19 protein-coding genes are annotated in these 26,483 nt (G+C 58.3%); 6 read left to right on the plus strand and 13 right to left on the minus strand.

The annotated features are described in order from the left end of the window. Window positions 1–405: 405 nt before the first annotated feature. Window positions 406–1,227, plus strand: coding sequence for a polysaccharide lyase family 20 protein (locus CA51_RS07765; protein WP_145119345.1), 822 nt, complete (start codon window positions 406–408; stop codon window positions 1,225–1,227). Here the strand turns inward: CA51_RS07765 and CA51_RS07770 are convergent. From CA51_RS07770 to tssA, 12 genes are all read right to left on the minus strand, one after another. Next, window positions 1,191–2,096 (minus strand): LamG domain-containing protein, encoded by a 906-nt coding sequence (locus tag CA51_RS07770; protein ID WP_231746053.1) that lies wholly within the window; start codon window positions 2,094–2,096, stop codon window positions 1,191–1,193. The two genes, CA51_RS07765 and CA51_RS07770, sit on opposite strands and share 37 nt — an antisense overlap. Window positions 2,097–2,510: 414 nt before the next feature. Beyond that, window positions 2,511–3,704, minus strand: coding sequence for a class I SAM-dependent rRNA methyltransferase (locus CA51_RS07775; RefSeq protein ID WP_145119347.1), 1,194 nt, complete (start codon window positions 3,702–3,704; stop codon window positions 2,511–2,513). Window positions 3,705–3,737: 33 nt separating this feature from the next. Continuing rightward, a complete protein-coding gene (locus CA51_RS07780; protein ID WP_145119349.1) occupies window positions 3,738–5,066 on the minus strand; it encodes a Gfo/Idh/MocA family protein in 1,329 nt (442 codons plus the stop codon). Between the two features lie 150 nt (window positions 5,067–5,216). Next, window positions 5,217–6,122, minus strand: coding sequence for an ATP-binding response regulator (locus CA51_RS07785; RefSeq protein ID WP_197451673.1), 906 nt, complete (start codon window positions 6,120–6,122; stop codon window positions 5,217–5,219). Window positions 6,123–6,244: 122 nt separating this feature from the next. After that, window positions 6,245–9,880, minus strand: a complete 3,636-nt coding sequence (locus CA51_RS07790) for a PAS domain-containing hybrid sensor histidine kinase/response regulator (RefSeq protein ID WP_145119353.1) — start codon at window positions 9,878–9,880, stop codon at window positions 6,245–6,247. Window positions 9,881–10,127: 247 nt separating this feature from the next. Further along, entirely contained in the window at window positions 10,128–11,387 is a 1,260-nt protein-coding gene (gene tssG / locus CA51_RS07795; RefSeq protein WP_145119355.1) for a type VI secretion system baseplate subunit TssG, read from the minus strand. After that, window positions 11,384–13,216, minus strand: coding sequence for a type VI secretion system baseplate subunit TssF (tssF, locus tag CA51_RS07800; protein ID WP_145119357.1), 1,833 nt, complete (start codon window positions 13,214–13,216; stop codon window positions 11,384–11,386). The genes tssG and tssF overlap by 4 nt, the downstream gene beginning before the upstream one ends. Then, window positions 13,213–13,701 carry a type VI secretion system baseplate subunit TssE gene (gene tssE / locus CA51_RS07805; protein ID WP_145119359.1) on the minus strand — a complete coding sequence of 163 codons (489 nt, stop codon included), beginning with the start codon at window positions 13,699–13,701 and terminating at the stop codon, window positions 13,213–13,215. Before tssE ends, tssF begins: the two co-directional genes overlap by 4 nt. A 175-nt stretch (window positions 13,702–13,876) precedes the next feature. Further along, window positions 13,877–14,383, minus strand: a complete 507-nt coding sequence (locus tag CA51_RS07810) for an Hcp family type VI secretion system effector (RefSeq protein ID WP_145119361.1) — start codon at window positions 14,381–14,383, stop codon at window positions 13,877–13,879. Window positions 14,384–14,510: 127 nt separating this feature from the next. Further along, on the minus strand, window positions 14,511–15,983 hold the full coding sequence (gene tssC / locus CA51_RS07815) for a type VI secretion system contractile sheath large subunit (RefSeq protein WP_145119363.1): 1,473 nt from the start codon (window positions 15,981–15,983) through the stop codon (window positions 14,511–14,513). 62 nt (window positions 15,984–16,045) lie between these two features. Further along, window positions 16,046–16,555: a type VI secretion system contractile sheath small subunit gene (tssB, locus tag CA51_RS07820; protein ID WP_145119365.1), complete on the minus strand. Its 510-nt coding sequence runs from the start codon at window positions 16,553–16,555 to the stop codon at window positions 16,046–16,048. A gap of 77 nt (window positions 16,556–16,632) precedes the next feature. After that, the gene (tssA, locus tag CA51_RS07825; RefSeq protein WP_145119367.1) at window positions 16,633–17,712 is read right to left on the minus strand and encodes a type VI secretion system protein TssA; all 1,080 of its coding nucleotides are present in this window, start codon (window positions 17,710–17,712) and stop codon (window positions 16,633–16,635) included. A 286-nt stretch (window positions 17,713–17,998) separates the two neighbouring features. On the opposite strand from tssA, the gene CA51_RS07830 reads away from it, so the two are divergent. The 5 genes from CA51_RS07830 to CA51_RS07850 all read left to right on the plus strand — a co-directional run bounded on the left by CA51_RS07830 (window position 17,999) and on the right by CA51_RS07850 (window position 26,059). Continuing rightward, complete coding sequence (locus CA51_RS07830; RefSeq protein WP_145119369.1) at window positions 17,999–18,631, plus strand: DotU family type IV/VI secretion system protein; 633 nt, start codon at window positions 17,999–18,001, stop codon at window positions 18,629–18,631. 46 nt (window positions 18,632–18,677) lie between these two features. Further along, on the plus strand, window positions 18,678–20,420 hold the full coding sequence (locus CA51_RS07835) for a type VI secretion protein IcmF/TssM N-terminal domain-containing protein (protein ID WP_145119370.1): 1,743 nt from the start codon (window positions 18,678–18,680) through the stop codon (window positions 20,418–20,420). A gap of 78 nt (window positions 20,421–20,498) precedes the next feature. Further along, window positions 20,499–23,324 (plus strand): type VI secretion system ATPase TssH, encoded by a 2,826-nt coding sequence (gene tssH, locus CA51_RS07840; RefSeq protein WP_145119372.1) that lies wholly within the window; start codon window positions 20,499–20,501, stop codon window positions 23,322–23,324. Window positions 23,325–23,376: 52 nt separating this feature from the next. After that, window positions 23,377–23,847: a thioredoxin family protein gene (locus CA51_RS07845; protein WP_145119374.1), complete on the plus strand. Its 471-nt coding sequence runs from the start codon at window positions 23,377–23,379 to the stop codon at window positions 23,845–23,847. A gap of 142 nt (window positions 23,848–23,989) precedes the next feature. Next, window positions 23,990–26,059 (plus strand): esterase/lipase family protein, encoded by a 2,070-nt coding sequence (locus CA51_RS07850; RefSeq protein ID WP_145119376.1) that lies wholly within the window; start codon window positions 23,990–23,992, stop codon window positions 26,057–26,059. Here CA51_RS07850 and nqrM read toward each other — a convergent pair. After that, on the minus strand, window positions 26,056–26,373 hold the full coding sequence (nqrM, locus tag CA51_RS07855) for a (Na+)-NQR maturation NqrM (RefSeq protein WP_145119378.1): 318 nt from the start codon (window positions 26,371–26,373) through the stop codon (window positions 26,056–26,058). The genes CA51_RS07850 and nqrM overlap by 4 nt on opposite strands. Between the last annotated feature and the right edge of the window lie 110 nt (window positions 26,374–26,483).

Below are 26,483 nucleotides of genomic sequence, written 5' to 3' on the forward strand. Positions count from 1 at the left end.
GCTGGGTGGCGCGGACGATTGAGTCTTCACTGTGGCGATTTCAGCCCGGAGGGCGACATATCTAATGTCGGTGGTGTAAACCGCCGGTGGAATGAATGTGGCAATCTGTTCAGCCCGGCGGGCGACACCACTATAGAATATTGTGTGTCGGCATACATATTAGATGTGTTGGACGCCAGGGTGACCGATTCGGCACGCGGTGGCTCGCAAAACCGGAGCTCGGGAAATACTCCTCGCTCGATTGCCTTGAGCTCTGTAGTCCCGATAATCGGTGATATCGAGAAGTGAATATTGCCATCCAGTGGTTGTCGTCGCGTTCCAGTTGATCGTAGTGACCGCTGCGGATGCAATCGCCTTGGGGCGAGGCTTCCCGGTATTTGAACCGCCCTGTGAAGCAGAGAGACCATGCGCCGACAAACTATCGAATTCGCGATCGCGCTGGGGCTGGCTGTTGTCGTTGGCTGTGGTGCCAAAAAGCAGGATCGAAGCTTGGAGAAGATGTATCTGGAAACGATCATGCCCGACGATCTTGTGGCGATCGCTAACGTCGACGTCGCCACAGCGGAGAGTATCGCAATCGTCGACGATCCTCGCGGGCGATGTCTGGGCCTGCGAATCGCGCCGGACCAGCCCAAGCTGCATGGGGGCGTCCGCGCGGAGGTCAGCGTCGATTTTCCGTTCACTGAAAACGATCGCGTCCGCTATGCCTGGAGATTCAGATTTGCCGACGATTTCATCTCCGATGATCCCCAGAATCGCTGGTGGGTGATCGGGCAATGGCATGACCAACCCGACGCCCGCCAAAACGAAACCTGGGAGACATTCGAATCGCGGAGTCCGCCGATCGCGTTGGGCATTGGCGATGTCGATGGCCAGTTATCGGTCGGCATGACCTACGGCGTGACCAAGGACAATCAGCCTCAGTTTGTATCCGCTCCGGTCCCAATCGAGCGAGGCGACTGGGTTGCGGTGGAGGCTCTTGTCCACTGGTCCCAGGGGGCGGAAGGGCGAGCCGAGTTCTTCATCGATGGTTCAGCGGAGCCGTCGATGGTCGCCACCGGTCCCAACATGAACAACGGATACCAGCACTACCTAAAAATTGGCATGTACCGGCATCCCGACATCGAAACCGAAAACTGGATCTACATCGACGACGTCTCCATCGTCCAGGCAGATGATGCGGTCGAGGCTCAACGGTCGCCCGAGGCATCAGGCAGCGGAATCTGATTCGCCAACGAAAGCAGTTCGCTTTCGCTCAACGCCCGCCGGAAGACAGCCAATCCGCCGATCTCGCCATCGAAAAAGTTGCCCCATTCCTCGCTGCGATGGACCGCCCCAACAGTGAATGCGGCGCCATCGGATCCGCCGTCGAACAAGCCTTTGGTGTAGGGGAACGGGTTGTATTGCGAGCGAGCATCGAGCCGGCCGTCGACGTAGACGCACGATTGTTTGCCATCGTAAGTCATCGCCAGACAATGCCATTGCTTCAGCGGGATCTCCGTCGCACCGCTGGAATACGTGATGCAGTATCGCTCGCCCGGCGTGGGCCCGCCGACGCCAGAGACGTGGCCGTGGATGCGATTCTTTAACGGGTAGCGCTTCATCTCGTCGGCTTTGGTGCCACGAGGCGCGTTGAGGAACAGACAGTACTGCCGCTTCCGCCGCGTCTCATCCCAAGCTCCTGCGATCGCTTGCCAGTTCTGCTTCCCATCGCGCCGGATCCACGCGACAACGGTCACTTGAGCCTCCGGACCGTGGATGTCGAGCCCGCCGATCTGAGGCCGCGGGATCATGAACCATTGCCCCGATCGGATCCGAGCCGCATGGGGACCAAACACGCCTCCATCGACACGTGCGATCGGCCCCTCCATTTCCTGAAGAGCCAACGGTTCCCCGCCCCGCGAAATTCGCGGCTGTCCGGCCGGTTCTTGGAAGTCCCAAAACGCGACAAGTCCCTCGCGCTTCGTCACCTCGGTGGCCGGGCCTTTGGCGGCAGGCGCTTCGGCACGGGCCACGGCACCCGCGAAACAGCTAACCATTGTCGTGGTCGCCAGCACGGCGGATCGCAACACGTTTGCGTTTAACATCTTGAACATACGAAAAGCTCTTTGAGGCCTATGGAGCAGAAACAAATGGGCTGGCCGAGTCACCATGCGGCAGGCCACGGCAAGATTATGCCAAGTTGTCGGCGACGGATCGACCGACGAGGGCGGTCTCAGTCGGAAGATCCGGTCCGACACGGAACGATCCAGCGCGGAGGGCGGGTCGGAGTGTGACCCCGTCGGGGGCAGCAATTGATTACGCGATCGAGTCCGGTGGTGTTCGCTACGCTCTCACCACCGGCTACCTTCTGCGATTCCTTCGGAATGGTGTCTGCATCTCGACGAGAAACGATCCCGCAGGGATCGCAGAAGGTAGCCGGAGGTCGACGCGCAGCGGCGTACCTCCGGAAAACAGGCCCCATCGCATGGATCGATCCCGCAGGGATCACAGATGCTTGCAGCCCGGGATCAACGCGCTTCGCAGATCACGCACTTCAGATAGTCGGTCTCGGGACACGACAGCCGCACCGGGTGATCGGCTGCAGCGCCGCGATTTTCGAACAGGATCAGATCGCGGCGGGTCTGGAGGCCGACTTTCTGAAGCATCTTCATAAAGTCGGGACGCGTGACGCGGCCGGAGCAGGAACAGGTGACTAAGATCCCGCCTGGCTCCAGTATTTCCAAAGCCCCACGATTTAACCTCGTGTAGGCGCGGACGGCGGCATCGACGCTCTGACGCGAACCGGCGAACCGCGGCGGGTCGAGGATGATGCCAGAGAAACGCTTCCCCTCTTGCTTGAATTGCTCCAGCCGTTGGAAGCAATCCCCTTTTTCAAAGCGGACGTTGTCCAGACCGTTGCGTTGGGCGTTGGTGGTCGCCGCCGCGACAGCTCGCTCGCTGGTGTCGATCCCCAGCACGCTAGCCGCTTCGCCTAGCTTCGCAGCGTTCATGGCAAATCCGCCGACGTAGCTGCAGATGTCGAGGACTTCGCGTCCCTTCATATAAGATGCGGCCAAGCGACGGTTCTCGCGTTGATCCAAGTACATTCCGGTCTTCTGACTGTGCATCAGATCGACGGTGTATTCGATATCGTTTTCGCGAATCAGAAGGTCGGCCGGAGGCGGATCACCGAAGACGACGTCGTCGCGGGCTTCGATCCCTTCAGCTTTCGCCGTCGCGGCATCGATCCGAACGATGATCGCTTTGGGATTCATTCGCTCGCGCAAGTGGGCGACGATCGCATCGATCCGCTGAGCGATCACGGCGGCGTTGACTTGCACGATCAGGAAATCGCGATAGCGGTCGACGATCAGACCGCTGATCCCATCGGCTTCGCTGTAGACGATCCGGACCGCATCGCAGACCGGTTCCAGACCGGCAGTCTGGCGACGCTGGATCGCTTCATCGATGCGACGCGCGAAAAACGCATCGTCGATCGCTTCAGCGGGATCCCAGGTGTAGAGCCGAACGCACAGCTTGCCGCTTGGACTGTAAAGCCCCCGCGCAACCCAGCTGCCATCGTGCGTCACCAAGTCGACGACTTCACCGGTCGGCAATTCGCCGTGAGAAGGGGCCAGCGAGGCGACGTGTGCCCAGGGGTGCCTGGACACAAAAGGAAAATGACGCGAGGGTTTGATCTCAATCGTGCGGGGCTTCGACACTCAGTTCGCTCTTTCATTCAGCGACGAAGCGGGCTACACCTCGTCGATATTCCAACCGGTACGGTAATCGCGACGCAACCACTTGTTGGCGTCGTCGTTGTTCGTGAACCGCATCGCGGCAGCATCCCATTGGAGATTCTGCGTGCGATAACGAACCGCGATGTTGCCCAGTAGAACCGATTCCGTCAACAGGGCGCCGTAATCAAATCCATCGCTCGGCTGTTCGCCGCTCAAACAACCGTCGACCCAACCGTGGTAATGGTTGACGCTTTCGACCTTTTCGATCGCGTCGGCGGCATATTGATCCTGCGGGAACAATTGCGGTGGGCCAACGTGTGGCATGACCATCGTTCCCTTTTCGCCGATGAAAATCGACCCCGATTTTGGCAGCGCGACAGTGCCGGGGATATGCGATCCGCGGACGCTAGGCAACAGACCACCGTCGTCCCAGCTGATCTTGATCGTATCGTCGGTCGTCAATTCGGTGCCAGGGAAGACGTAGTCGACTTGGGTTTGAGCCGCCCAGACCTGGTCGTTCATCCCCGAGTGATCCGCTTTCAGCTGAGTCGGCGGAGCGGCGATCTTCAGCGCCGTGAAGACGGGATCCAAGATGTGGCAGCCGAAATCGCCCAAGGCTCCGTTGCCGAAGTCCTGCCAATCTCGCCATCCCCACGGGTGATAGACGTTGTGGCCGCCGTAGGTTCGCATCGGAGCGACGCCGATCCACAGATCCCAATCGACCGACTTGGGCAACGCTGGCGGGTTCTTCGGAACCGAGATCTGTCCCGACTTTCCATGCCCCGTCGCGGCACACCACGAACGGACCTCTTTGACCTTGCCGATCGTTCCCGATTGGATCACTTGAACGCCGGTTCGGTAGACCGAATGCGAATGGATCTGGTTGCCCAGTCGAGTGATCACGCCCGACTTCTTGGTTTGGTTGGCGACCTGTCGAGCTTCCCAGACATTGTGGGTCAACGGTTTTTGACAGTAGACGTGCTTGCCTTGACGCATCGCATCGAGGGTGATGAAGGCGTGCATGTGGTCGGGAGTCGAAACCGTGACCGCATCGATTTTGTCGCCCAGCTTGGCCAGCATCTCTCGGTAGTCTTGGAAGACCGGCGCGTCGGGGGCTAGTTTTTTGACCTTTTCAGTTCGCGCCAAATCGATGTCGCAGAAGGCGGCCATCTGGGTCTGTGGGTGATCCGACATCTCTTTAATGTCCGACCAGCCCTTGCCGTCACAGCCGATTCCGGCGACCGACAGTTTGGAGTTCAGGTTGCGTCCGCGAACGATCGATGGACAGGCGACAACAGCTGCCGCGGCAGCGGACGCTTGAAGGAACTGACGGCGTTTGATCACAGGTAGGACTCCGCAAAGAGGTTTTAGTTAGGTGGGGTTGCAATGTTTGCTGCCAAAATCCTAACCGCCGCAGAATCACAATGCAAAGCGAACTGGGCAGGAAAGCCCAAACAGCAAATCAAATATTTCCAGCCTCAGCGGTTGTCGGTTTCAAACGCTGGCAACTTCGGCGACGTGGCTGGTCAATGTGATTTCGTTTCCCTCGGGATTAAACGCAACCTCATCCATAAACGATTGAATCAACAACAGTCCGCGACCGGTTTGATCGTCCAGATGTTTTTGTTCTGGAGGCTCGACGGCAGCACAGTCAAACCCCGCTCCGTCATCGCGAACCGTAAACTGCAGCTGATCGTGTCCCAGTTTGGCGCGAAAGTGGATCTTGCGATCGGCATACGGCGGTTCGTGGCGGCGGCGATCGACGATCGACGGTTCGCCGACGACCCTCAATTCCTCATCCTTGCGTAATGCGTCGCGGCTGAGTTCCAAGTTGCCGTGATACAAGGCGTTCCGCAACGCTTGTTCCAACGCCATCCCAATTCGCGCTCGCGTGACGTCGTCGCAGTACTGGATTCCCGCCGCCATCTGTTGAATCAAATTGACAAGCGGTGCGATCAGCTTGGGATCGTTCTCCAACGTGAACTGGAACTCATAGTAGTCCAGGCAGTCGATCAGATTTTTGTAGCTCACCTCGGTGTCGAGCAAGCTCAAAACATGGGTCACCGAATCCAACAACTCTTCGTCGAGCCGCGATTTGGGCAGATAAGCGGCAGCGCCTTCCTTGAGCGCTTGGACCGCCAGTTCCTCACTGTCCTGAGCCGTGATCAAAATCACCGGGACCTGCGGATAGATCTGCCGCAAACTTTTCACCAACTCCAAACCGTTCATGTTCGGCATCTGCATGTCGGTGACCACAACATCGGGCACCTGATGAGCGACCATTTCCAGAGCGACCTGCCCATCCGCTGCAACGCGGACCTGGTGCGAATCCTCTTCCAACAAAGATCTCAGCAGAACAACTTGAGTGGAACTGTCTTCTGCCAGCAATACATTTGCCATGATCATTCTTCCTGTGTTGGTCGGAACGATAAAAGCTCGCGAACACCCACCGACAGCGGCGACGCGTCTCTTGGGAATCGCCTTCCACTATAACGCCATTCCAACGACCACACTCGCCGGGACTAACCCTGTTCGTTCAAAAACTTTTCGGTCTCCCGCAGCGTTTTCGCCATCGCTTGCTCCCATAACGCAAGCTGATCTGCAACATCGCCCACGGTGCCGGATCGTCCCTTCAGTTCTAAAACTTCCAACAATTCAGACAACTGCGTCGCACAGATCGCCATTGCTGCACCCTTCAGCGTATGTGCCGAAGCCTTCAGAAGGCTCGCATCCTGGTCGGCAACCGCCGCCCGGATCGATTTCCCTAACGAGCCACTTTCCAGCGAAAAAGCCATAAATAGGTCGGAGATCAGCTCGCGATTCTCTCCCAAAGTCGAATGCAAACGATCCCAATCGATCGGCGACGCGGAGGACGGTTCGGTGGCGGTTTCAAATCGAGTGGATTCGAGCTGGATGTCTGGGACCGACGACGTCACCGGTTCGCTTTCCTGCTCCACAGCAACGTCATCTACCGTCGCTTGTTCGGGCTCTGTAGCGTCGAAGTCGCTCGGCGGGGAATCGCTACCGCGCGACATCACCTTGATTAGTTTCTCAAACAGCGTCGCAGTCCGAATCGGTTTGGGGACGTATTCGTCCATCCCCGCCGCCAGACATTCCTCGCGATCCCCTTTCATCGCATGCGCGGTCATCGCGATGATCGGGATGTGACCACCGGTTTCTTGTTCCTGTTCGCGGATCATCCGCGCCGCGGTCATCCCATCCATCACCGGCATCTGGATATCCATCAGCACCAGATCGAAAGTCTGTTCCTGCAAGATGTCGATCGCCTCTTGTCCGTTGCCGACCGCGATCACCTCGTGCCCATGTTTGCTGAGCACGCCGATGGCGAGGGTTTGATTGACAAGATTGTCTTCGGTCAGCAGGATTTTCAGCTTTCGCAAATCGTAGAGCGGTTTGGATTGTTCGTCGCGAGCATCCTCCGACGCCGAAACGCCCAGCGCGCTGACAATCGCATCGAACAGCTCCGATTGCTTGACAGGTTTCATCAACCGTTCGGCGATCTTCAATTTTTCGCGTCGATCTTTATCGCCCACGCGACCGCCGGAGGTGAGCATGATGATCGGGATCTCCCCTGCTGCGGGTAGACTTCGGACGCGCGTGGCGAATTCAAAACCGTCGAGTCCCGGCATGTTGACGTCGCTGACGATCAGCCCAAACGGACTCCCCTCCTCATCCGCCAGCTTCAGCAATTCGAGCGCTTCGTCGCCGCCATCGGCCAATTCGGGATACATCCCCCAGTTCGAGAGCATTTCATCGAGGATCAGGCGATTTGTTTCGTTATCGTCGACAACGAGAACGCGGGTGCCACCCACGACAACCACGCCCCGTTTCTTCTTTTGCTGAATATCGTCCGGGGCGATTCCACAGCGGATCGTGAAATAGAACTGGCTGCCGACGCCAACTTTACTTTCAACCCAGATCTTCCCTTCCATCATTTCCACCAACCGCGACGAGATTGCTAGTCCCAACCCGGTCCCGCCATAGCGACGGGTTGTCGATGCGTCGGCCTGCTCAAACTCGTTGAAGACCGACTTGCATTTCTCGGCGGGAATGCCAATTCCTGTATCTCGCACACAGACGCGGATTTCGGTCGCTTGATCGTCGGCTTCGTGTAGTTCGACGTCGACGACCACCTCTCCCTGTTCGGTAAACTTGATCGCGTTGCCGACTAGATTGACCACGATTTGCCGCAGTCGTCCGGCATCGCCAACGACGTATTGAGGCAGCCCGGGAGCGACTCGGAACGCGAGTTCCAGCCGTTTGATGTGGGCTCGAACTGCAAGCGTCTTCATCGTGTCGCCCAACAGTTCGCGAAGGTCGAACGGAGTGGAGTCGATATCCAACATGCCGGCTTCGATCTTCGAAAAATCCAACACGTCGTTGATGATCGAAAGCAGCGCGTCGCCCGATTCCTGAACCATTTTCAGGTAGCCGCGTTGGCTGGAATCGAGCCGCGTGTCCAACAGCAATTCGGTCATCCCGATGATCGCATTCATCGGCGTGCGGATCTCGTGACTCATGTTCGCCAGGAAGTCGCTCTTGGCCCGGTTCGCCGCATCGGCAGCTTCTTTCGCTGCCAACAACTCCTCGGCAGCCAGCTTGCGAGCGGTGATATCGCGTCCGATACCAACGATCCCGATGATTTCGCCATCCTCGCCATGCAGTGGAACCTTGGTCGTCAGCAACCAAAAACGCTCGGCATCGCTATGCTGCGACGTCTCCTCTTGATCGATCAACGGCTCCCCGGTCCGCATCACAATCTGGTCGTCGGTGACGTAGTTGCACGCCAGTTCGGGCGGGACAAAATCGTAATCGGTTTTGCCGACCAGATCCTTGCTCGATTCGACGCCAAACAGTTTTAAGACCGCGGTGTTTCCAGTAACAAACCTGCCGTGCCGATCTTTGACGTAGATCAGGTCGGGGATGTTGTTGGTGATCGTTCGCAGTAGATCGCGTTCGCGCGACAGTTCGATCTCGGCTTGCTTTTGCGTCGAGACATCGCGGGAGATCCCAAACGTTCCGATGATCTCTCCCGTTGCTTTCCGCAGCGGCACCTTCGTCGTCGAGCACCAGGTGTCTTCGCGATCGGGCCAGTTTTCACGTTCGACCTTGGCGATGATCGATTCGCCGGTTTCGATGATCCGGCGTTCGTCGGCCAATGCGGCTTCGGCGTGTTCTTCGCCAAAGAAGTCGGCGTCCGATTTGCCGACCGCATCTTGGGGATCGTCCAGTTGGAATAGCCGCGCGTGACTGCGACTGATCCGGATGAAACGACTCTTGCGATCCTTGAAATAGACAGCGTCGGGAACGTTATCCAACAACGTGTCCATCAGAAACTGCGACTGTTCCAGCTCGCTTTCATTTTGTTTCTGATAGCTGACGTCCCAGAAGATCACCTGCACGCCGACCACGTTCCCTTTGGGGCTGAAAGCGGGCAGTTTTAAAACCTCGACAAAACTCTGGGTCCCGTCAGCGGTCTGATGTTCTTCGACTACATGTTCGGGCTGCCCACTGTCCATCACCGCGCGATCGTTTTCGAAATACGACCGAGCGAGTTCGGCGGGGAACAGATCGAAATCGGTTTTGCCGATCAGGTCCTGCGATTGCATTCCCATCGATTCGCAGAACGTTTCGTTGGCGTATTGGAAGCGTCCCTTTTTATCCTTGCGAAGAACGCACAACGAGACGTGTTCGCGGAGCTTTTGATGGGTGCTGACCGATTCCAATTCGTTTTGATTCGCGATCTCGCGGAGCGTGATTATTTGCGCGACCGCTTCGATTCCGATCGGTTCGCCCGCATCGTCGAGGACCAGCGAAGCGCGTTGATCGATCCAAGTCGTTTTGCCCTCGCTGTCGCAGATCCGAAACTTGTGCGTGACCGATCCGTCTTCGCGAACGTGATGTAAGTCGCGTCGCACGTTGCCGCGGTCGGACGAATGGACTTTCAACAACAAATCATCGAGCGTCGCGTCGGCATTGGCGTCAAATCCGAACAACCGCTTGGCCGCGGGATTGCAGTAGACCAAGCCACGGTCTTGCAAACTGGCGACCCACACGACGTCGGAGATTTGGTCCAACAGCGTTGAAGCGAGAGAGTACCGGATTGCAAGGGACGATGGCTCAGGATGCGCTGTCACAGGATTGACTCAGATGAGATCTCAAAGAAAAGTCTTGATGGCCATGATACCTCGACATCGTGGGGATCGCACGAAAATTCCCTCTCGAGTTGCAGGCGGCAAGGGGCGAGAAAGCCACCGCCCGTGTCGGTTGCAGCGAGCTTGTGCTGCTTGCCCACGACCTGCCCCAAGAGGTTGCCAGTAGCAGAAAATACTGGGATTGCCGCGGATTTTTGACTTCCGGGCGAAGAGGGTTTTATCAGCGTCATTAGACGCCCGGGAAGATCGCATCGTTGGCGACCGCGGTATCGTCCGGGGTGCCGATCCAGCTGTCGATTCCCAGTCGCGTGAGCGAGGTTTCCGCTGTCAGCTGAGTTTCCAGCGGTTGTTCGATCTTCAGCAGCGGGCGGATGTCGAAGTCCAAACTGGGGCCGACGCAGACGCGGACCATCTCTCCGAGCCGACGAAAGCCATCGCCGAGATGGTTTTCCGAAGGGGGAAGGAAGCGTTGGAAGTCGCGTGCCGACAACGGACCGACTTCGATTTGAACCTTCTGCTGTCGCGACCAGATCCGTTCGCCTAACATCGTGTCGTAGCCGAGCTTGCATTTTTCAACGCCGAGCCGCGATTGCGATTCGGTTTCCAAGTTCAACCAACAACTATCGAACTGTTTCACACGCACCGGCACGCCCAACGCCTGCTTCAATGCCGACTGCAGATTGGCGACGTTCATCGGTCGCTGCGACAACAGGCCGGCCAATCCCAACAGTTCGTCGCGATCGATCGTCCCCTCGCCGCGAGGGTTTTCGTTTTGATCCGCCTTGGCTTCGTCGGATGGCTGCGGTTGCGAGGACGCTGCGGCCGCGTGAGCATTGCGCTCCGCCTGATGTGGTTTCGTTTCGGGTTCGGGAGGCGACAGGCCCGCGATTGCGGAGAGGGCGACGCGAACGATCGTCGGCGACGGCTTTCGCTTCGCCGGTTCAAACTGTTGGCGGCGGATCGCGACGGGGAACCGGTACTTGGCCCACGCGTCGAAGAACAACGAAACCATGCGGTGGTTGAAGTTGTCCAACCAATCGCGGAGCGCGTGGCGGTCGGTATGGCGGCTGGTCGCTTCGATCTGTTGCAAACGCTGGGTGTACGATCGGGGCAGCGTTCCGCTGGGCCCCGTCAGTCCCATGAAGTTGATGCAAACTTGCGGCCGCTGTTGCTGCGCGTCCCAGCGGATCGATTCGATCGACGCGGTCGGAAAGGCTTGCGAATGCGGAACGGTGAATCGCAGCGATTCCTGCGACGGTTGAGCGAATTTTCCGATCGGCGCCGCCGGTTGATCGACTTCGCTGGCAGCCAGTTGTTGCAGCAACAAAACGGCTTCGAAGAAGTCGAACTTCGAGGGTTTACGGAACAGTTCGTGGCCGACCGAACCGACGGGCAAGCGTTCCAGCGGATGAGGCGCTTCGGCGGCGATGCCGGTCGTAAACGAGGCGTCGCCGGCGATCGAGGTGCTATGGGAAACGGAGTCGATCACAGCCGCGGCTCCTCGCCATCGTGCGGCGGAAAGTGGGCCAGCAGTCCGTCGCGTTGACGCGTCTCGACGACCGTCTCTACAAACGAATTGATCCCGCTAGCCAAGCCCAGGAAGCGTTGCAGTACCGATGCAAACAAATAGGCACCGGTGACTTCAAAGTTGTCTTCGTTCAATATGAATGTCAATTGCGATCCCCGAGCGAAACAGCCCTCTTCGGGCGGTCCAACTTGCCGGGTCACGGTCCGGTGCTGCAGATCGATCACGCCGTCGATCATCTGCCGCGCCGCGGCGCCACGGGTGTCGTAGGAGTCGGGATCGGAGAAGTCGTACAGACGCAGGATCTCGCGGAGTGATTGCAATCCGTCGGGCCCTTCCAGGAAGCGATGCCCTAACGAAAGGTGGCTGATCAGGTTCCAATGAGCATGGCGTCGCACCGGAGGACGCAGCGTTGCCGTCGGGTGTTTCAGGCACCGAACCGAACTGATCGGGATCGCCGCGTCGACGTGCCACTTCACCGTGTCGCCTTGCTGCCGCAGCAGCGTCGGCACGTCGCGGTCGGTGCACATCGCCCGCACGGTGACCACTTCGGCTGCCGGTGCGTGCGGATCAAAATGTTCGTCGACAAGTTGCAGATAGACTTCCGATCCGTGATCGCCGGCGGCTTGGCTGTCGCGACGCGCCGCGTGCCAATAACCCGATGCGGCGGGTTGACCATCGCGTCGGCCGAGATCAAAAAATGGACGCCAATGCCGGTCGCCATCGATCCGCGAACTGATCACTTGATCGACGCTGTAGACCTCGCATCCCATCCGCTTCGACGCATCGGGAACGATGCGGTATTCGTGCTGTTGCCGCGAGAACTGGATCGGTTCGCAGATCTTTGGATAGAGGTTGACGACCGGCGTGCAGCCCAATTGGATATGGTCGGTGCGAACCGATCCGCAGATCGTATCGTGCGGTGCGCTCAGGAAAATCCAAACGTCCGCTTCGGGAGAGTGCAGTTGCTCGCTAGCGGTTTGCCAACCGGAGAGGTCGATAAACGAGAACTTCTCGGGAAACGAAAAGAGTTCGGTCAGCAAGCGATATCCGTCGAACGATTGCGCTGGATAGGGGAGCATCGCTTGGTCGCGATCGAAACCGGTCGGCGTGAGAGCGTCGGCGGCGGGGACGCGAATCGCTTCGCCGCCGGGAGCGACAAAGGCGACTTCGATCGCGTCGCGGACGAGGCCTTCGTAGAGGCCGGCGACGACGGGATCGGGCCCGGTCAGATGCAATCGCAGCGATTCCAACGGAAGCGTGTTGATCGGTTTGTTGTGCAGGTTGCGAACGCGAATTCGAATCGCCGAAGCGGTCCCTTGCGGCGCCGCGGGGCCTTCACCCAACGGAGGCTGCAACATTTCGACGCTGCGAATTTCCAGCGGCCACAATTGGGTCGCTTGTGTGGTTGTGTAGCGACACGCTTGGCCGCCGACGGGCGACGTCCGCAGCGGCAGGCCGCGCGGGACGGAGATTCCTTGCGGTGGCAGATTCGCGGGCTCTGCGGCCAGCGAGACGATGGCCATCGAAGGGATCGGCCGCAGGTAGTGCGGGTACAAGATCGACAGCAACGCGTCGGTGACTTCGGGCAGATCGTCGTCCAAGCGTTTGTGGATCCGCGCTCCCAGCAAGGAGACCGATTGGATCAAGCGTTCGACGTGTGGATCGGCGGTTCCAGAGGCGTCCATCCGCAACCGGCCGGCGGCGGCTGGATAACGGACCGCGAACTCGCGCGATTGTTCGGTCTGATAGTTCAGTTCGCGTTCGTAATACTGGAACAGGGTCTGTGTCATTCTGAGTCCTGACCGATGCTGAACTGGCCGCTGGGAACGTGTAGCTTCGATTCGAAAACGATTTGTGGTGAAGTTTCAATCGCCAAACGAGCGACGACGCGAAACTTTAGCTCGCGAAACTTCTCTCCGTTGGCATTTCCTAATTCGATTCGCACATCCGACAACCGCGGCTCGAAGGTATTGATCACGTTCAACAGCGCGGCGGCCAGACAGCGGCGGCCACTGGGCGTGTCCAAAGCGAATGTCGATGGATCGGGGACGCCAAATCCGACGACCGATTCGGCCAGCAGAGGAAAATCGCGGCCGAGTTCGGGCAGCGATTGCTGGGTGTTCAAGAGATCTTCCAAGTCGCGGCGAACCGCGTTGCTGAGCGTGGCGACGTCGTACCACGGTTGGCTGTCGAAGCCGTCGTTGCTCAGATCGGCCAAGCGATCGAAGACCGATGGCAACAGCGAAAGCTTGTTCGTTGGCAGAGTAGAACGCATGGTGGGAAAGCTTGCTGTGAAACGGTTGGGATGGGAAGTTCACCGCAACCCGGCGTGCCTGCGACCGGTGGTCTGCCGGTCGCGGCGAGATCTTGCCGTTGGAAGCGAGAGGTGTGGGCGAGTCGATTCGCAAACGAGCCGACTCACCGCTACCTCCACGCATCACGCGTTGATGCTAGACGCGTTTGTTCTTCTTCAGGTCGTAGCCGCCGGTCTTCGCCGAATTCAGCGAACCGTCAGCTTTTTGTGGGTGGTATTCCCACTTGATCTTGGCGAAGTTCAAAGTGACTTCTTCGACAGGATGTCCTTCGACCCAAGCCCCTTCTTCGATCTCGCCGCTGCCACCGCTGATGTGGCACGAGGAAACGATGATGTCTTCCATCGTGACCTTGTAATATTCCTTCTGGCCGCCACCCGCCTTGCGGCATGTGAACGTAGCGTCCTTGATGTGAGCGCCTTCGGCACACGATTGCATCAACGCAGGCGAAGCGGAGTTCAGGTAGGTGCGGAACTTGAAGTTTTCCATCTTCACCTTGCCAGCACCGCCACCGCCACCTTGGCCGAAGCTGCCGCTTTGTTGTTCAGCCCATTCGAAGTCGATCAGTTCGATTTCGTCTTTGTGCTTATCGTCTTCGGATTCGCCCTTGATGCCATCGATCTTCAAGAAATAGTCAACTGCCATGATTCAGATCCTTAAATGTCGGGATGTTTTTATTTGAATTTGTTTTTGAGCAATCAACGTCGCAGCGCGTGACTGCGACGTGTCATGTCGACCCGATCGGAATCGGGCCGCGCGACCGATCAACGTCTTAGCCTTGCTTAGGAACTTCGGCGACCAAACGCATCGAAGCACCCAGAGTTTCCATTTGGAAGTGCGGACGCAGGTAAGCGATCGCTTCGTACCAACCTGGACGGCCAGGGATCTCAGCGACTTCGACGCGAGCTTCGCTCAACGGACGCTCTGCCTTGGTCTCTTCGCCGGCGGTGCTTGGATCGCAGACGTAGTTGCTGATCCAATCGTTCAACCACTCTTGGCATTCGGCGCGTTCCATCGACGAACCGATCTTGTCGCGAGCCATGACCTTCAAGTAGTGAGCGAATCGGCTGACGCACATCAGGTAGTTGATCTTCGACGACAGTTCAGCGTTGGCGTTGGCGTCTTCTTCGAAGTAGGTCTTTGGCTTTTGGCAGCTTTGAGCTCCCAAGAAGGCTGCGAAGTCGGTGTTCTTGGCGTGCAACAGTGGCAGGAAGCCAAGGTTCGACAGTTCGAATTCGCGACGATCGGTGATCGCGATTTCGGTTGGGCACTTCATCGCCACGTCGCCGTCGTCGGTTGGGAAGGTGTGGACGGGCAGGTTCTCGACCTTGCCACCACCTTCGACACCGCGGGTTTGAGCGAACCAGCCGTGCTTGGCAAACGCATCGGTGACGCGAGTTGCGTAAGCCCATGCGGAGCTCATCCACAGGTATTGGCTGTGATCGGTGCCATCGACGTGTTCGTTGAAGTCGAACGATTCGACCTTCTTGAAGTCGCCACCGTAAGGCAGACGGCCCAGAACGTTTGGCATCGTCAACGCGACGTAGCGGCTGTCTTCGCTGTCGCGGAAGCTTCGCCATGCAGCGTAGTCGGCACCTTGGAAGATCTTCGCCAGATCGCGAGGTCCGCTGAGGTCGGTGAAGCTGTCCATGTTGAACATGTTTGGATCGGCAGCGGCGACAAACGGCGCGTGTCCGGCAGCGGCAACGTTGCTGATCAAACGCAGCAGGTTGATGTCGTCGGCGGTGCGGCCGAAGTGGTAATCGCCGACCAGCATGCCGTAAGGCTCGCCGCCCAGTTGACCGTATTCTTCTTCGTAGCACTTGCGGAACATCGTGCTTTGGTCGAATTCAACCGCCTTCTCGAGATCCTTTTGCAATTCCGCCTTCTTGACGTTCATGACGCGGATCTTCAGGCTGGTGCCGGTTTCCGAGTTTTGTGTCAGGTAATGCAGTCCGCGCCAGGTGCCTTCCAATTGTTGGAATTCGTCGCAGTGCATGACTTCGGCCAATTGGACCGACAGCTTGTGATCGATCTCGGCGATCCAGCTGGTGATGTTGGTGACGACGTCTTTGTCGACGGTCGCGTTGCCATCGACAACTTTGGCAACAAATTGTTCGATGTAGGTTTGGTTGCGCGAACGTTCGCTGTCGTCCAAGGCGCGTGTTTGGTCCAAGATTTGGTCCATCAGCGACAGTTCCGCTACGGCTGCGCCGCCTTCGGATTCAGTTTGCAGGCTGCTCATAGGAATGCTCCGATAACGTGTTGGTTGTGTATTTTTTGAGTGAATAACGGATCAATGCGGGACTACTCAGCAGGCGTGTCGCTGTTGAGTTCACTTTGCAAGCACTTGGCGGCTTCGCTGTTTTCCAGCACTTCGCTCAGCAGTTCTTCCAGCTTGTCGTTTCCTTCGAGCTTGCCCAGCAAGTTCGAAAGTTGAGTTCGCATGTCGAGCAATTCACGCAGAACAGGAACTTGGCGAGCGACCTGTTCGGGTTCGAAGTCTTCCAGCGAACGGAAGTTCAATGCAACCGACAGTTGCGAGTTGTCATCGGTCAATTTGTTGTCGACGCGAGCTGCGACGCGAGCGTTGCTCTTGGCCAAGACGTCGTCGAAGTTGTCGCGGTCGATCGGAACAAACTTGCGTTCCTTCAAGGGAGCATTGGCGACTTCGGGCTGGCCCGAGAGATCGGCCATCACGCCGACGACCAATGGCAGTTCCTTGGTTTCCAGCGCGCCGCCGGTGTCCACGTCGTAGGTCACTTGGACACGTGGTCGTCGGACTCGGTCCAGTGTGTGTTGTCGACTATCGCTCATCGAATGCCCCCAATTGAGAAAGCTAGGTTAAATGAATGTCCCCACAAACCTCGTCGTGGCGAACATGGATCGGTACGCTAATCGTCAGTCCCTGACGCCTGATCACCGCTGGCGGACAAGCCTAATTCACGGTGAAACATCTCCAGTGTCGATTCTTCGTTGACCAATTGAGCCATCAATTCAGGGAACGGCAGCTGGCCCAAGCGGGCGGCGCGTTGCACCATAAAAGGAATTGGGCTGTGCGGTTCGATCTGTCGCAGAACGTTGGCCGCTTCGGTCAGCTGTTTGTAGGTTTGGGCACGCAGTTGTTGCGTGGTTGCGACGATTGCCGTCGAATCGCTCGTGTCGGTTGTCGCGGGTGTTTGGGCTTGCGGCATGACTGCCTCCTCGGCATCGACGATGTCGCGCGATTCAAATTGTGGTTTCAAGACGCTGTCGAGCCACTGGCGAATGACGTGGAGCGATTCCTCCAGATGGACAAACGATGGAGCGTATTCATCCATCCGATCGACAAGCACCTGATGGAATGATTCCAGTTCGGCGATCGCGCCATCGACCTCTTCCGACAAGAGGCAGGCGTCTTGGACGGTCACCTGGCGGATCGCAGTGGCGATCTCCGCACTCGTTAGATCTTCGCTCTGCCGCGTCGCAGTCATCAGACTGAACTTATGAACGCCCGCGTTTAGAATAGGCAGAGCTCGCAGGACGCTTGGCATCCGCGGCCCACGATTTGGGTCGTCCAACAGATTTTCTAGAGGTGAACAGCGAGCGTCGGGATCGTCTGGGTCCAGTTCCGGTGCCAGCGTGTCCCAAAATTGTTCGACCATTCGTCGCATTAGGATCAGACCGTCGCGAAGTCCGGCGATCCCCCAATGTTGCATCGCGGCCTCGGTCAGATGGCACGCGATGCGTAGGTCTTTGGTTTTCTCGCACAACGCCTCCGTCGCGACCATCGTGATCGCCATCCAATCGACGCAGTCGGGACCACCGTCGGTGTCTTGATCGTCGGGGTTTGCCGAACGAGGTGGGTTTCGCAGTTCGGCCAGTTCGGCTCGCAAGCCGCGAGCATAAGCGCGTCCATCTCCGCTAGGTCGTTCGCTATCGATCGCTTGCAACAGCGCGTCGATGTCGAAGGTTGCGGGGGAGGTAACGTGCATCGCGTCTTCACTTGGAAAGTGTGTTTTGTGTCGGCGTCGCAGCAGTTGGCCGCGATGTCCGGAGAAAGCTAGACCACAAAAGTTGGCGACGCAAAAAGAAAGATTTGCATTTCCCAAATCGTTCGGATTTCCGCATGCCTAGCAAATCGTGAGCACTGGCTCGCTTTGATTAATGCTGTGCTTTTGCCGCAAATTCCTTGTCACTTCACACCTTTCACCGCGGTCGTGACCTAGCTTTCGAAGCACGGAACCCGCTTCTGAAACCGTTGACAAAAATCTAAAAACCATGCGTCCTGAAACCGCCCAACTTGTCGATCCGGTTCTCTCTTTAACATGGCAGCTGCGCGATGCGTTGGCCGCCGGACAGACCGAACGCTTCGCCAGCGGCCGCAGCGAACTTAAAGAGTTGCTGTCGCGGATTCACAACGCGGAACTCGCCGCCGGACACAGTACCAGCAGCGACTACCTGGGCCTCGGTTATCCGTTGGCCTGTTGGATCGATGAGATGATGACCGACGATGCCACCGCCGGTCGGATCTGGAACGAAAACAAGATCGAAGGCGAACTGTTCGGCAGCAACGATCGAGCTTGGATGTTCTGGCGGCAAGCTCAGCTGGCCGAGACGCTCGGCCGCAGCGAAGACCTGGCTGTCTTTTATCTCTGTGTCAGCCTCGGTTTCACCGGCCAACACCGCAACAATCCCGAACAACTGGCCGCCTGGATGCATCAAACCCGACTCGGGTTGGGAATCGTTCCCGAACTGAAGCTTCCCTTCGCGAATGATCTCGCTCCCGCCACCGACGCACCGCCGTTGACCGGCGCCGCGGCATTGCAACGGGCCAGTTATGTCGGCTGGACCGCCGCCGTCGTCCTATTGCCTCTGATGTCCTACCTGGCCGTCACGGCTTGGAACCGGTAATCGCACTGTCCCGCTCCATTCCTACGCCAACCCAGCTCTACATATAATGATCGCACTTCTCAAAAACTTGCTCAGCCAGATCGCGCGGATCGCGGTGTGTGCGTTTGCACCGATCGTTGCCCTTCGCCATGCCAACGACCGCTGGCAGCGCTGGGGTGTGATCGCGATTCACGTGGTCGCCGCCCTCGTGGGCATCGCCGCGCTGGGATACGTTCAATACGCGTTGCAGTTGGACACGCTGGTCCGATCGTCGCTGCCGATGGTTCGCCTGACCTGGCTGCCGTTGGTCGCATGTTTGTTGTACGCGATCGCTTGGTCCGCTTGGTTTGTCGCCCACACGCTGCGGATGCCGGCCGAAAAGCCATTGGGGGGCGGAATCCATTCCGCCTGGCAAGACAGTTTGCATCGCTTCACCGCCGCTGGAATCGATGTCTCCCGCACGCCGCTGTATCTGGTTCTCGGCAGTCCCGCCGGTGGCGTCCGCGACTTTTTCTCCGCCAGTCACACCGATCTCGTCGTCCTGCCGAGTGCGGAAGAATCCGATCAACCGATCCAAGTTTGTGGCAATCGCGACGCGATCTACGTCTGCTGTCGTGAAGCCTCGTTGACCGGAAACTTCACCCGCCGCGCCGCCGCATCGCGTCAAAAGTTACTGGAGACGATGGGCAGCGACGGCGCACCAAGCATCCCTCGCGAACCTGCTCACGTTTGGCAATCCAGCGAAGCAGCCACCGCCACCTCGCAATCGCCCACTTTCGCCGCCAGCGCATACGGCGCGGCGGAACCGTCGTTTGGTGCAGCTTCCGAAACCGGAACCCAAGCCGCCACAGCGACCCTTTCGAGACCCGCTTCTGCCGACGGCATGCCGGTCGATCGGATGAACGAAGCCTTCGACCACATCGAAACGTTGACAGCCGATGACACCGATCGGTCCGCCAAACCAGTGACGATCCTACAACCGCGGACCGCCAAGTTGCCGATGATGCGATTGGAGCAATCCGAGGCGTTGGAATTGCTGGAACGACTGGATGGATTGTGCCGCGAGATCGCTGAAGTTCGCCAACCGTTCTGCCCGATCAATGGCGTCGTTCTGATGCTGCCGCTGGACGCTGCCGACTGCATCGAAACCGCTGACCACGTTGGGATGCGGATCGAACGCGACTTGAACACGATCGCTGCGGCCACGCAGTCGTCGGTCTCGGCCCAGGTGATCTTCTGCGATCTGGAACTCTGCGACGGAGGCCAGGCGTTGTTGGATCGGTTCCCCGAAACGCAGCGTCATCGTCGCCTTGGCGCGATCCTACCCGCTCCGCCCGCCAGCGAACCCGATGCCGGGCCAGCGAGCGTCGATCGAGCGGTCCGTTGGATCTGCGACGAACTGTTCCCACCGTTGGCCTACCGGTTGATGGCTCGCAATCTGCAAGACGCCGCCCAGGATCGGATCTTGCGTCAGGGAAACCACGCCATCCATCGTGTTGTCGACACGATGCGTCAGCGCCGCGATGGCATGTCGCGTCTGCTGCGTCGATCGATCGCAGCAACCGCCGGCAACGTCCGACTTCGCGGTTGTTTTGTCGCCGCCACGGGAGCCGCCGGAGCGACCAAACACGCTTTTGCCGAAGGCGTGATGCCGCAGATCCTGGACATTCAAAACGAAGTTCAATGGTTGCCACAGCGTCGCCAACGCGACCGTTGGCAACGCCGAGCCGCGGCGGCGATCTACGCCAGTGTCGCGATCACCACATGTGCGGTGCTGACCTATCTGTTGGGCTGGCACGCGGCAAACTAATCGCTTGTCGCCGAGCGAATTCCCCTATTAATTCACATCCACTCACGTCACTCTTCCTTCTACGAGACGGTATCCACTATGGCATCGCTGCAACTCAAATCGCTAGTCAACAAACTGAACGATCCCACTCGCCGTTGCCTCGAATCCGCTGCCGGGTTGTGTTTGTCGCGGACCCATTTCCACGTCGAGATCGAACACTGGTTGCTGAAACTGTTGGACGAAGCCGATGGCGACCTGCCGCTGCTGCTGCGTCACTTCGACATCGATATCGCTCGCTTTCAATCGGTCGCCGAAGGGGTGCTCGACAAGATGCGGACCGGCAACGGCCGCGCCCCGGCACTCAGCAACACCACGGTCGAATTGATCAAAGCGGCTTGGATGTTGGCGTCGGTTCAATACGCCGCCCCACAAGTTCGATCGGGGCATCTGTTGGCGGCGATCGTTCGCGACCCGCTGCACTTCGAAATCGGGGCTCCTCTGGTCCGGTTGCTCGACGGAATTTCAGCCGATGCGATCACCGACGCGTTGCCCGTGGTGACCACCGGAAGCGTTGAAGCTCGGGCGTCGCTGCCAACATCGTTTATGCAGTCCGGAAACGATTCGGCCCCCGCAAACGCCGACGGTGCTCCCAGCAAAACGCCAAGCCTGGATCGCTACACCGCCGACGTCACGCAGCAAGCCCGCGATGGCAAGATCGACCCGGTGCTGGGACGCGATGCCGAGATCCGCCAATTGATGGACATCCTGCTGCGTCGCCGGCAGAACAACCCGATCCTGACGGGAGAACCAGGCGTCGGCAAAACCGCCGTCGTCGAAGGCTTTGCATTAAAAGTTGTCACCGGCGACGTTCCCGAAGCGTTGCAGAACATCACGATTCGCTCGTTGGATCTGGGACAGTTGGAAGCGGGGGCGGGAGTCAAAGGGGAATTCGAGAATCGATTGAAATCGATCCTCAACGAAATCCAAGCCAGCCCGACGCCGATCATCTTGATGATCGACGAAGCCCACACGCTGATCGGTGCTGGGGCTCAAGCGGGCGGCGGCGACGCTGCGAACCTGCTGAAACCAGCCCTCGCCCGTGGTGAATTGCGAACGATTGCGGCGACAACTTGGTCGGAGTACAAAAAGTATTTTGAGCAAGACGCGGCGCTGACGCGGCGTTTCCAAGTCGTCAAGGTCGAAGAGCCTTCGTTGGAAGTGGCCAAGGCGATGTTGCGTGGCGTGGCGAACAAGTTGGAACAGCATCACGGCGTGCGAATCCTGGACGATGCGATCGATTCGGCGGTCACGCTCAGCAGTCGATACATCACCGGTCGCCAGTTGCCCGACAAAGCGGTCAGCGTTCTGGACACCGCATGTGCGCGGATCGCGATCAGCCAAAACAGTACACCCGGCGCGATCGAAGACGCCCGTGCTCAATGCGAACGGATCCGTCGACGCAGCGACCGGTTGCGAGACGAACAAAGTTGGGGTGCCGACCACGGTGATCAACTGTCCGAGATGAACAGTCGACTGGAACAGAGCGAAGCCGAACTGGCGGAGCTCGAAGCCCGCTGGCATCAAGAGAAGTTTGCGGTCAAAGAGATCTTGCAGATCAAAGACCAGATCCATCGCAAAAACGTCGAGACAACCGACACGTTGGCTAAGCCGGACGATCGCGTTGCCAAAAACGAATCGGACGATGCATCGTCGCCGCTGGCTGCGATGTCGTTGACCGAATTGCAAGCGGAACTGACGCGATTGGAAGCCGACCTCGACGACACCCAAGGAGAGGAACCGCTGATGTACGTCGACGTCGATTCGCAATCGGTCGCCAGCACGATCTCCGCTTGGACCGGCATTCCACTGGGACGGATGAGCACCGATCAAACCACGGCGGTACTGAATCTGAAGCAGCGGCTGGAAGAATCGGTCGTCGGCCAATCGCACGCACTGGACGAGATCGCTCGTCACATCCGCACCTCGCGAGCCGGATTGGGCGACCCGAACAAACCGATCGGCGTCTTCATGCTGGCTGGAACCTCGGGCGTCGGAAAAACCGAAACCGCTTTGGCGTTGGCCGACACGCTGTACGGCGGCACGCAACAACTGACCACGATCAACATGTCGGAGTTCAAGGAAGAGCATAAGGTTTCGCTGCTGATGGGTTCGCCTCCCGGATACGTCGGCTACGGCGAAGGGGGCGTGCTGACCGAAGCGGTCCGCCGCAAACCCTACTCGGTGATCCTGTTGGACGAACTGGAGAAGGCGCACCCCGGCGTGCAAGATGTCTTCTACCAGGTCTTCGACAAGGGACAGATGAAAGATGGCCAAGGCCGCGACATCGATTTCAAGAACAGCGTTGTGATCATGACGACCAATGCCGGCACCGATTTGATCGCTCAGATGTGCAGCGACGGGCACCAACCGAGCCTGGCGGAATTGAAAGATGCGTTGCACGAAGAGCTGTTGAAAACGTTTAAGCCAGCCTTCTTGGGCCGGATCACCGTGCTCCCCTATTTCCCGTTGGAAACAGACGTTTTGCAGCGGATCGCCACGCTGAAGCTGAACAAAGTCGTTCAGCGGACGCTCGAACACCACAAGGCGGAACTTGTCTTCACCGACGGCTTGATCCTGCAGTTGGCCAAGCAATGCGTTTCGGTCGACACCGGGGCGCGGAAGGTCGACCAGGTGATCGAGCAGAACATTTTGCCGGAGCTATCGGCCGAACTGCTGTCTCGCAATGTCGAAGGCCAACCGGTCGCCCGAGTCGTCGTCGACTGGAACGATCGCGAAGGATTCGTCTACGAATTTGAAGTCGATCAGGAAGAGGTCGCCGCCGCAGAAGTCGAATCCGCGTCGCCAGCCCTGCCGATCGAATCGAATGATTCCGCCGCCTGGATGCCAGCAACCAACGAAGTTTGAGTACCCGAAAACCGATTAACACAACCATTCACCTCCACCAAAGGTTTTGATTATGAATAAGATCATGGGCATCGGGCTGCTTGCGATCATCGTCTATTACGGTTACAGCCACTACTCCAGCGATGGATTGGCGGGAATCACCGGCGGCTATTCCGATGCAGCTTTTGAAAAACAGATCGAAGGCCCGGGCTTGGTCCTGGTGAAGTTTGGAGCTCCGTGGTGTGGTCCCTGCCGGATGATCGATGAGGAACTGGAGCATGTCACCGGGAACGTCGACGTGGTCAAGATCAACATCGACCGCAACCGCGCACTGGCTAGCAAATTCAAGGTCTCCGGGATTCCGCACACCGTGATCTTCCGCGACGGCAAACCGCTGGGGCAGTTCACCGGCTACCGCGACGCCAAAGCGATCTCGTCTTGGGCGCGGCAGTTCGGTTCGGAAGTCGCCCCGGTGCAAAACGCATCGACCGGCGGATCGGCACTGCAACCCAACGGCATCAAAACCAATCCCTACGCGACCTAGACTTTCGACCAGCTGAGCCGGCTGCGTTTTTGCGAGTCGCGTTGACACGGAGGGGGATAATTTTCTAGTGTCGCCGCAGTTTTCCTGCGGAAGGATCAAAGGCCCACGGATGCGGCGAGAAGTCAGGGTAGTTTCGACCGATTTGAATCGCAAGCTTGCGATCGGGCTGGTCGCTGCGCTCTGCTTACTGTGGCTGCCCGGTTGTGCCACGACTAGCTATATCCAAAAACGGAACACGCGCGAGAATCCGCTGACCGCTTCGCTGGCGCTCGTCTCCAATCGCGGGCCCCACGAATCGCAGCGAACCAGCCAATTGCTGGAACGCTACGATCTGACCGACGAATACAAAAAAAATCCCAACGCGGCGTTGCTGTCGCTGTGCACCCAAGACGAACAATCGCAAGAGAGCGAGCGTTTGTATGCGGTTGCCGAATTGGCGTATATCCAAGGGCAGCAGGCCCAGCACGACGGGCAAGCTGTCGAGGCGTTGCACTACTTCCAGCGAGCGCTTGCTAGCAGTTATGCCTATCTGTTTTCACCGACGGTCGCCGACAATCGCAATCCCTACGATCCCCAGTTCCGCGGCGCCTGCGATCTCTACAACCAAGCTCTCGAAGATACGCTGCGGTTGTTGCATGCCGATGGCCAATTGCAGCCGGGGAAGACGTATCAGTTGAGTTCGGGTGACAAGCATTTCACGATCAAGACGCGGCTGGACGACCATTGGGACAAGCAGGACTTTGCCGAGTTCGATCACTTTGAATTCGCTAGCGATTACGAGATCAAAACGCTCAACAACCGCCACACCACGTACGGTTTGGGCGTCCCACTGATCGCGATTCGGAAGCAGGCGAACAACGCCGCACCGATGGAAAAGTATTATCCCGACATGCTCAGCTTTGCCTGCACGGCGCTGCTGCAGTGCAGTTGGAACGGAGAACTGGGGCCCGATGGCAAGCCGGCACCGCAGTGCGAACTGGTTTTCTACAACCCGATGCGGCGGTCTCGCACCGAGTTTGCCGGCCGAACGATTCCGCTGGAAACCGACATCACGACGCCGTTGGCCTACTTCCTGGACAACAAACAGTTCCACGATAAAGACATCGCCACCCTGGGACTGCTGAAACCGACCAAGGTCCAGAACAAACAGGGGCTGTTCATGCTGGAAGCCTACGATCCCAAGCGGATTCCGGTGACGATGGTGCATGGACTGTGGTCGAGCCCGATGACGTGGATGGACATGTTCAACGATTTGCGCAGCTTTCCCGAGGTCCGAGAACGCTACCAATTCTGGTTTTATCTGTATCCGACAGGGCAGCCGTTTTGGATCAGCGCCGTGCAGATGCGGAAGGACATGAAGGATCTGCAGGAGACGATCGACCAGCATTATCACGGCCACGATGCCAATACGATGGAGCAAATGGTGCTGGTCGGGCACAGCATGGGCGGGCTGGTCAGCCGGCTGCAGACGCTCGATAGCGGCAACGATTTCTGGAAGATCGTCAGCGAGAAATCGATCGACGAATTAAATGCCAGCGACGAGGATCAGGCTCGCTTGGCGAGCACGCTCTTCTTCCGTCCCAACCCGTCGGTCAGCCGCGTGATCACGATCGGAACGCCGCACCATGGGAGCGATTATTCCAACAGTACAACACAGTGGCTGGGGCGGCGGTTCATCAAACTGCCCGCCTTCTTGACCAACATCAGCACGCGATTGATCCGCGACAATCCCGATTACTTCCGCGACACCCAATTGCTGACGACCAACACCTCGATCGATTCATTGGCTCCCGATTCGCCGATCTTCCCGGTGATGATGCGAGCCCAGAAGAAGTCGCCGGTGAAGTATCACAACGTTGTCGGATTGGTCTCCAGCAAAAGCCTGATCGGCCGAATCAAGACGGACAGCGATGGCGTCGTGGAGCGCGAGAGCGCCGAACTGCCCGATGCCGTTTCGCAGATCTTTGTCGAAGCCCAGCACACCGAGATTCACACCAAACCGGCGGCGATTTTGGAAGTCCGCCGGATCTTGATGGAACACGCCAAAGAGATCGATTCGCGGGACCGCGTCGCCAGCGTCCCCTATCCAAGAAGCGCTGTCGAACCGGTCAGCGTGACCTTGTCCGATTCGATCGGCCCCGAAGATGCACCACTTGAGATAGCGATACCGCTGGTTCCCGATGGCCAAGAAGAACCGGCGATGATGCGTTAAGTCGCCGCTTCGTGCTCCGAAGCTTCCTCGGCGGGAGTCATCCGATTGCGAAGCTCTTTGCACGCTTCGCTCGGGTTTTGGCACAACGCACAACTCTTCTCGCCCGATTCGTTGGTGACGTTCCCCAGCCCGCCACAACTGCCGCTGATCGGTCGCCGGCCAAACATCACGCCGACCGCCATCCCCAGGCAGACCAACAGAAAGGCAGCCAAAGTGATGCCGACGATCACGGCGACGTGCGAGCCCGATCCCGCTTCGCTAGCGACTTCTGCGGATTGTGCGACGATGCCGATCGAGTTTGCGAGAATATCCATGCCGATCATTATAAAGTGAGCGTAGCTGGGTTGGGAGAAGTTGGATTTGACAGTAGCCAACGGTGGGACCGCTTTCATTCTACCGGCCGGACCTCTTTTTGTCGTGGCGT

Source organism: Rosistilla oblonga (genome assembly GCF_007751715.1).
Taxonomy (GTDB): Bacteria; Planctomycetota; Planctomycetia; order Pirellulales; family Pirellulaceae; genus Rosistilla; species Rosistilla oblonga.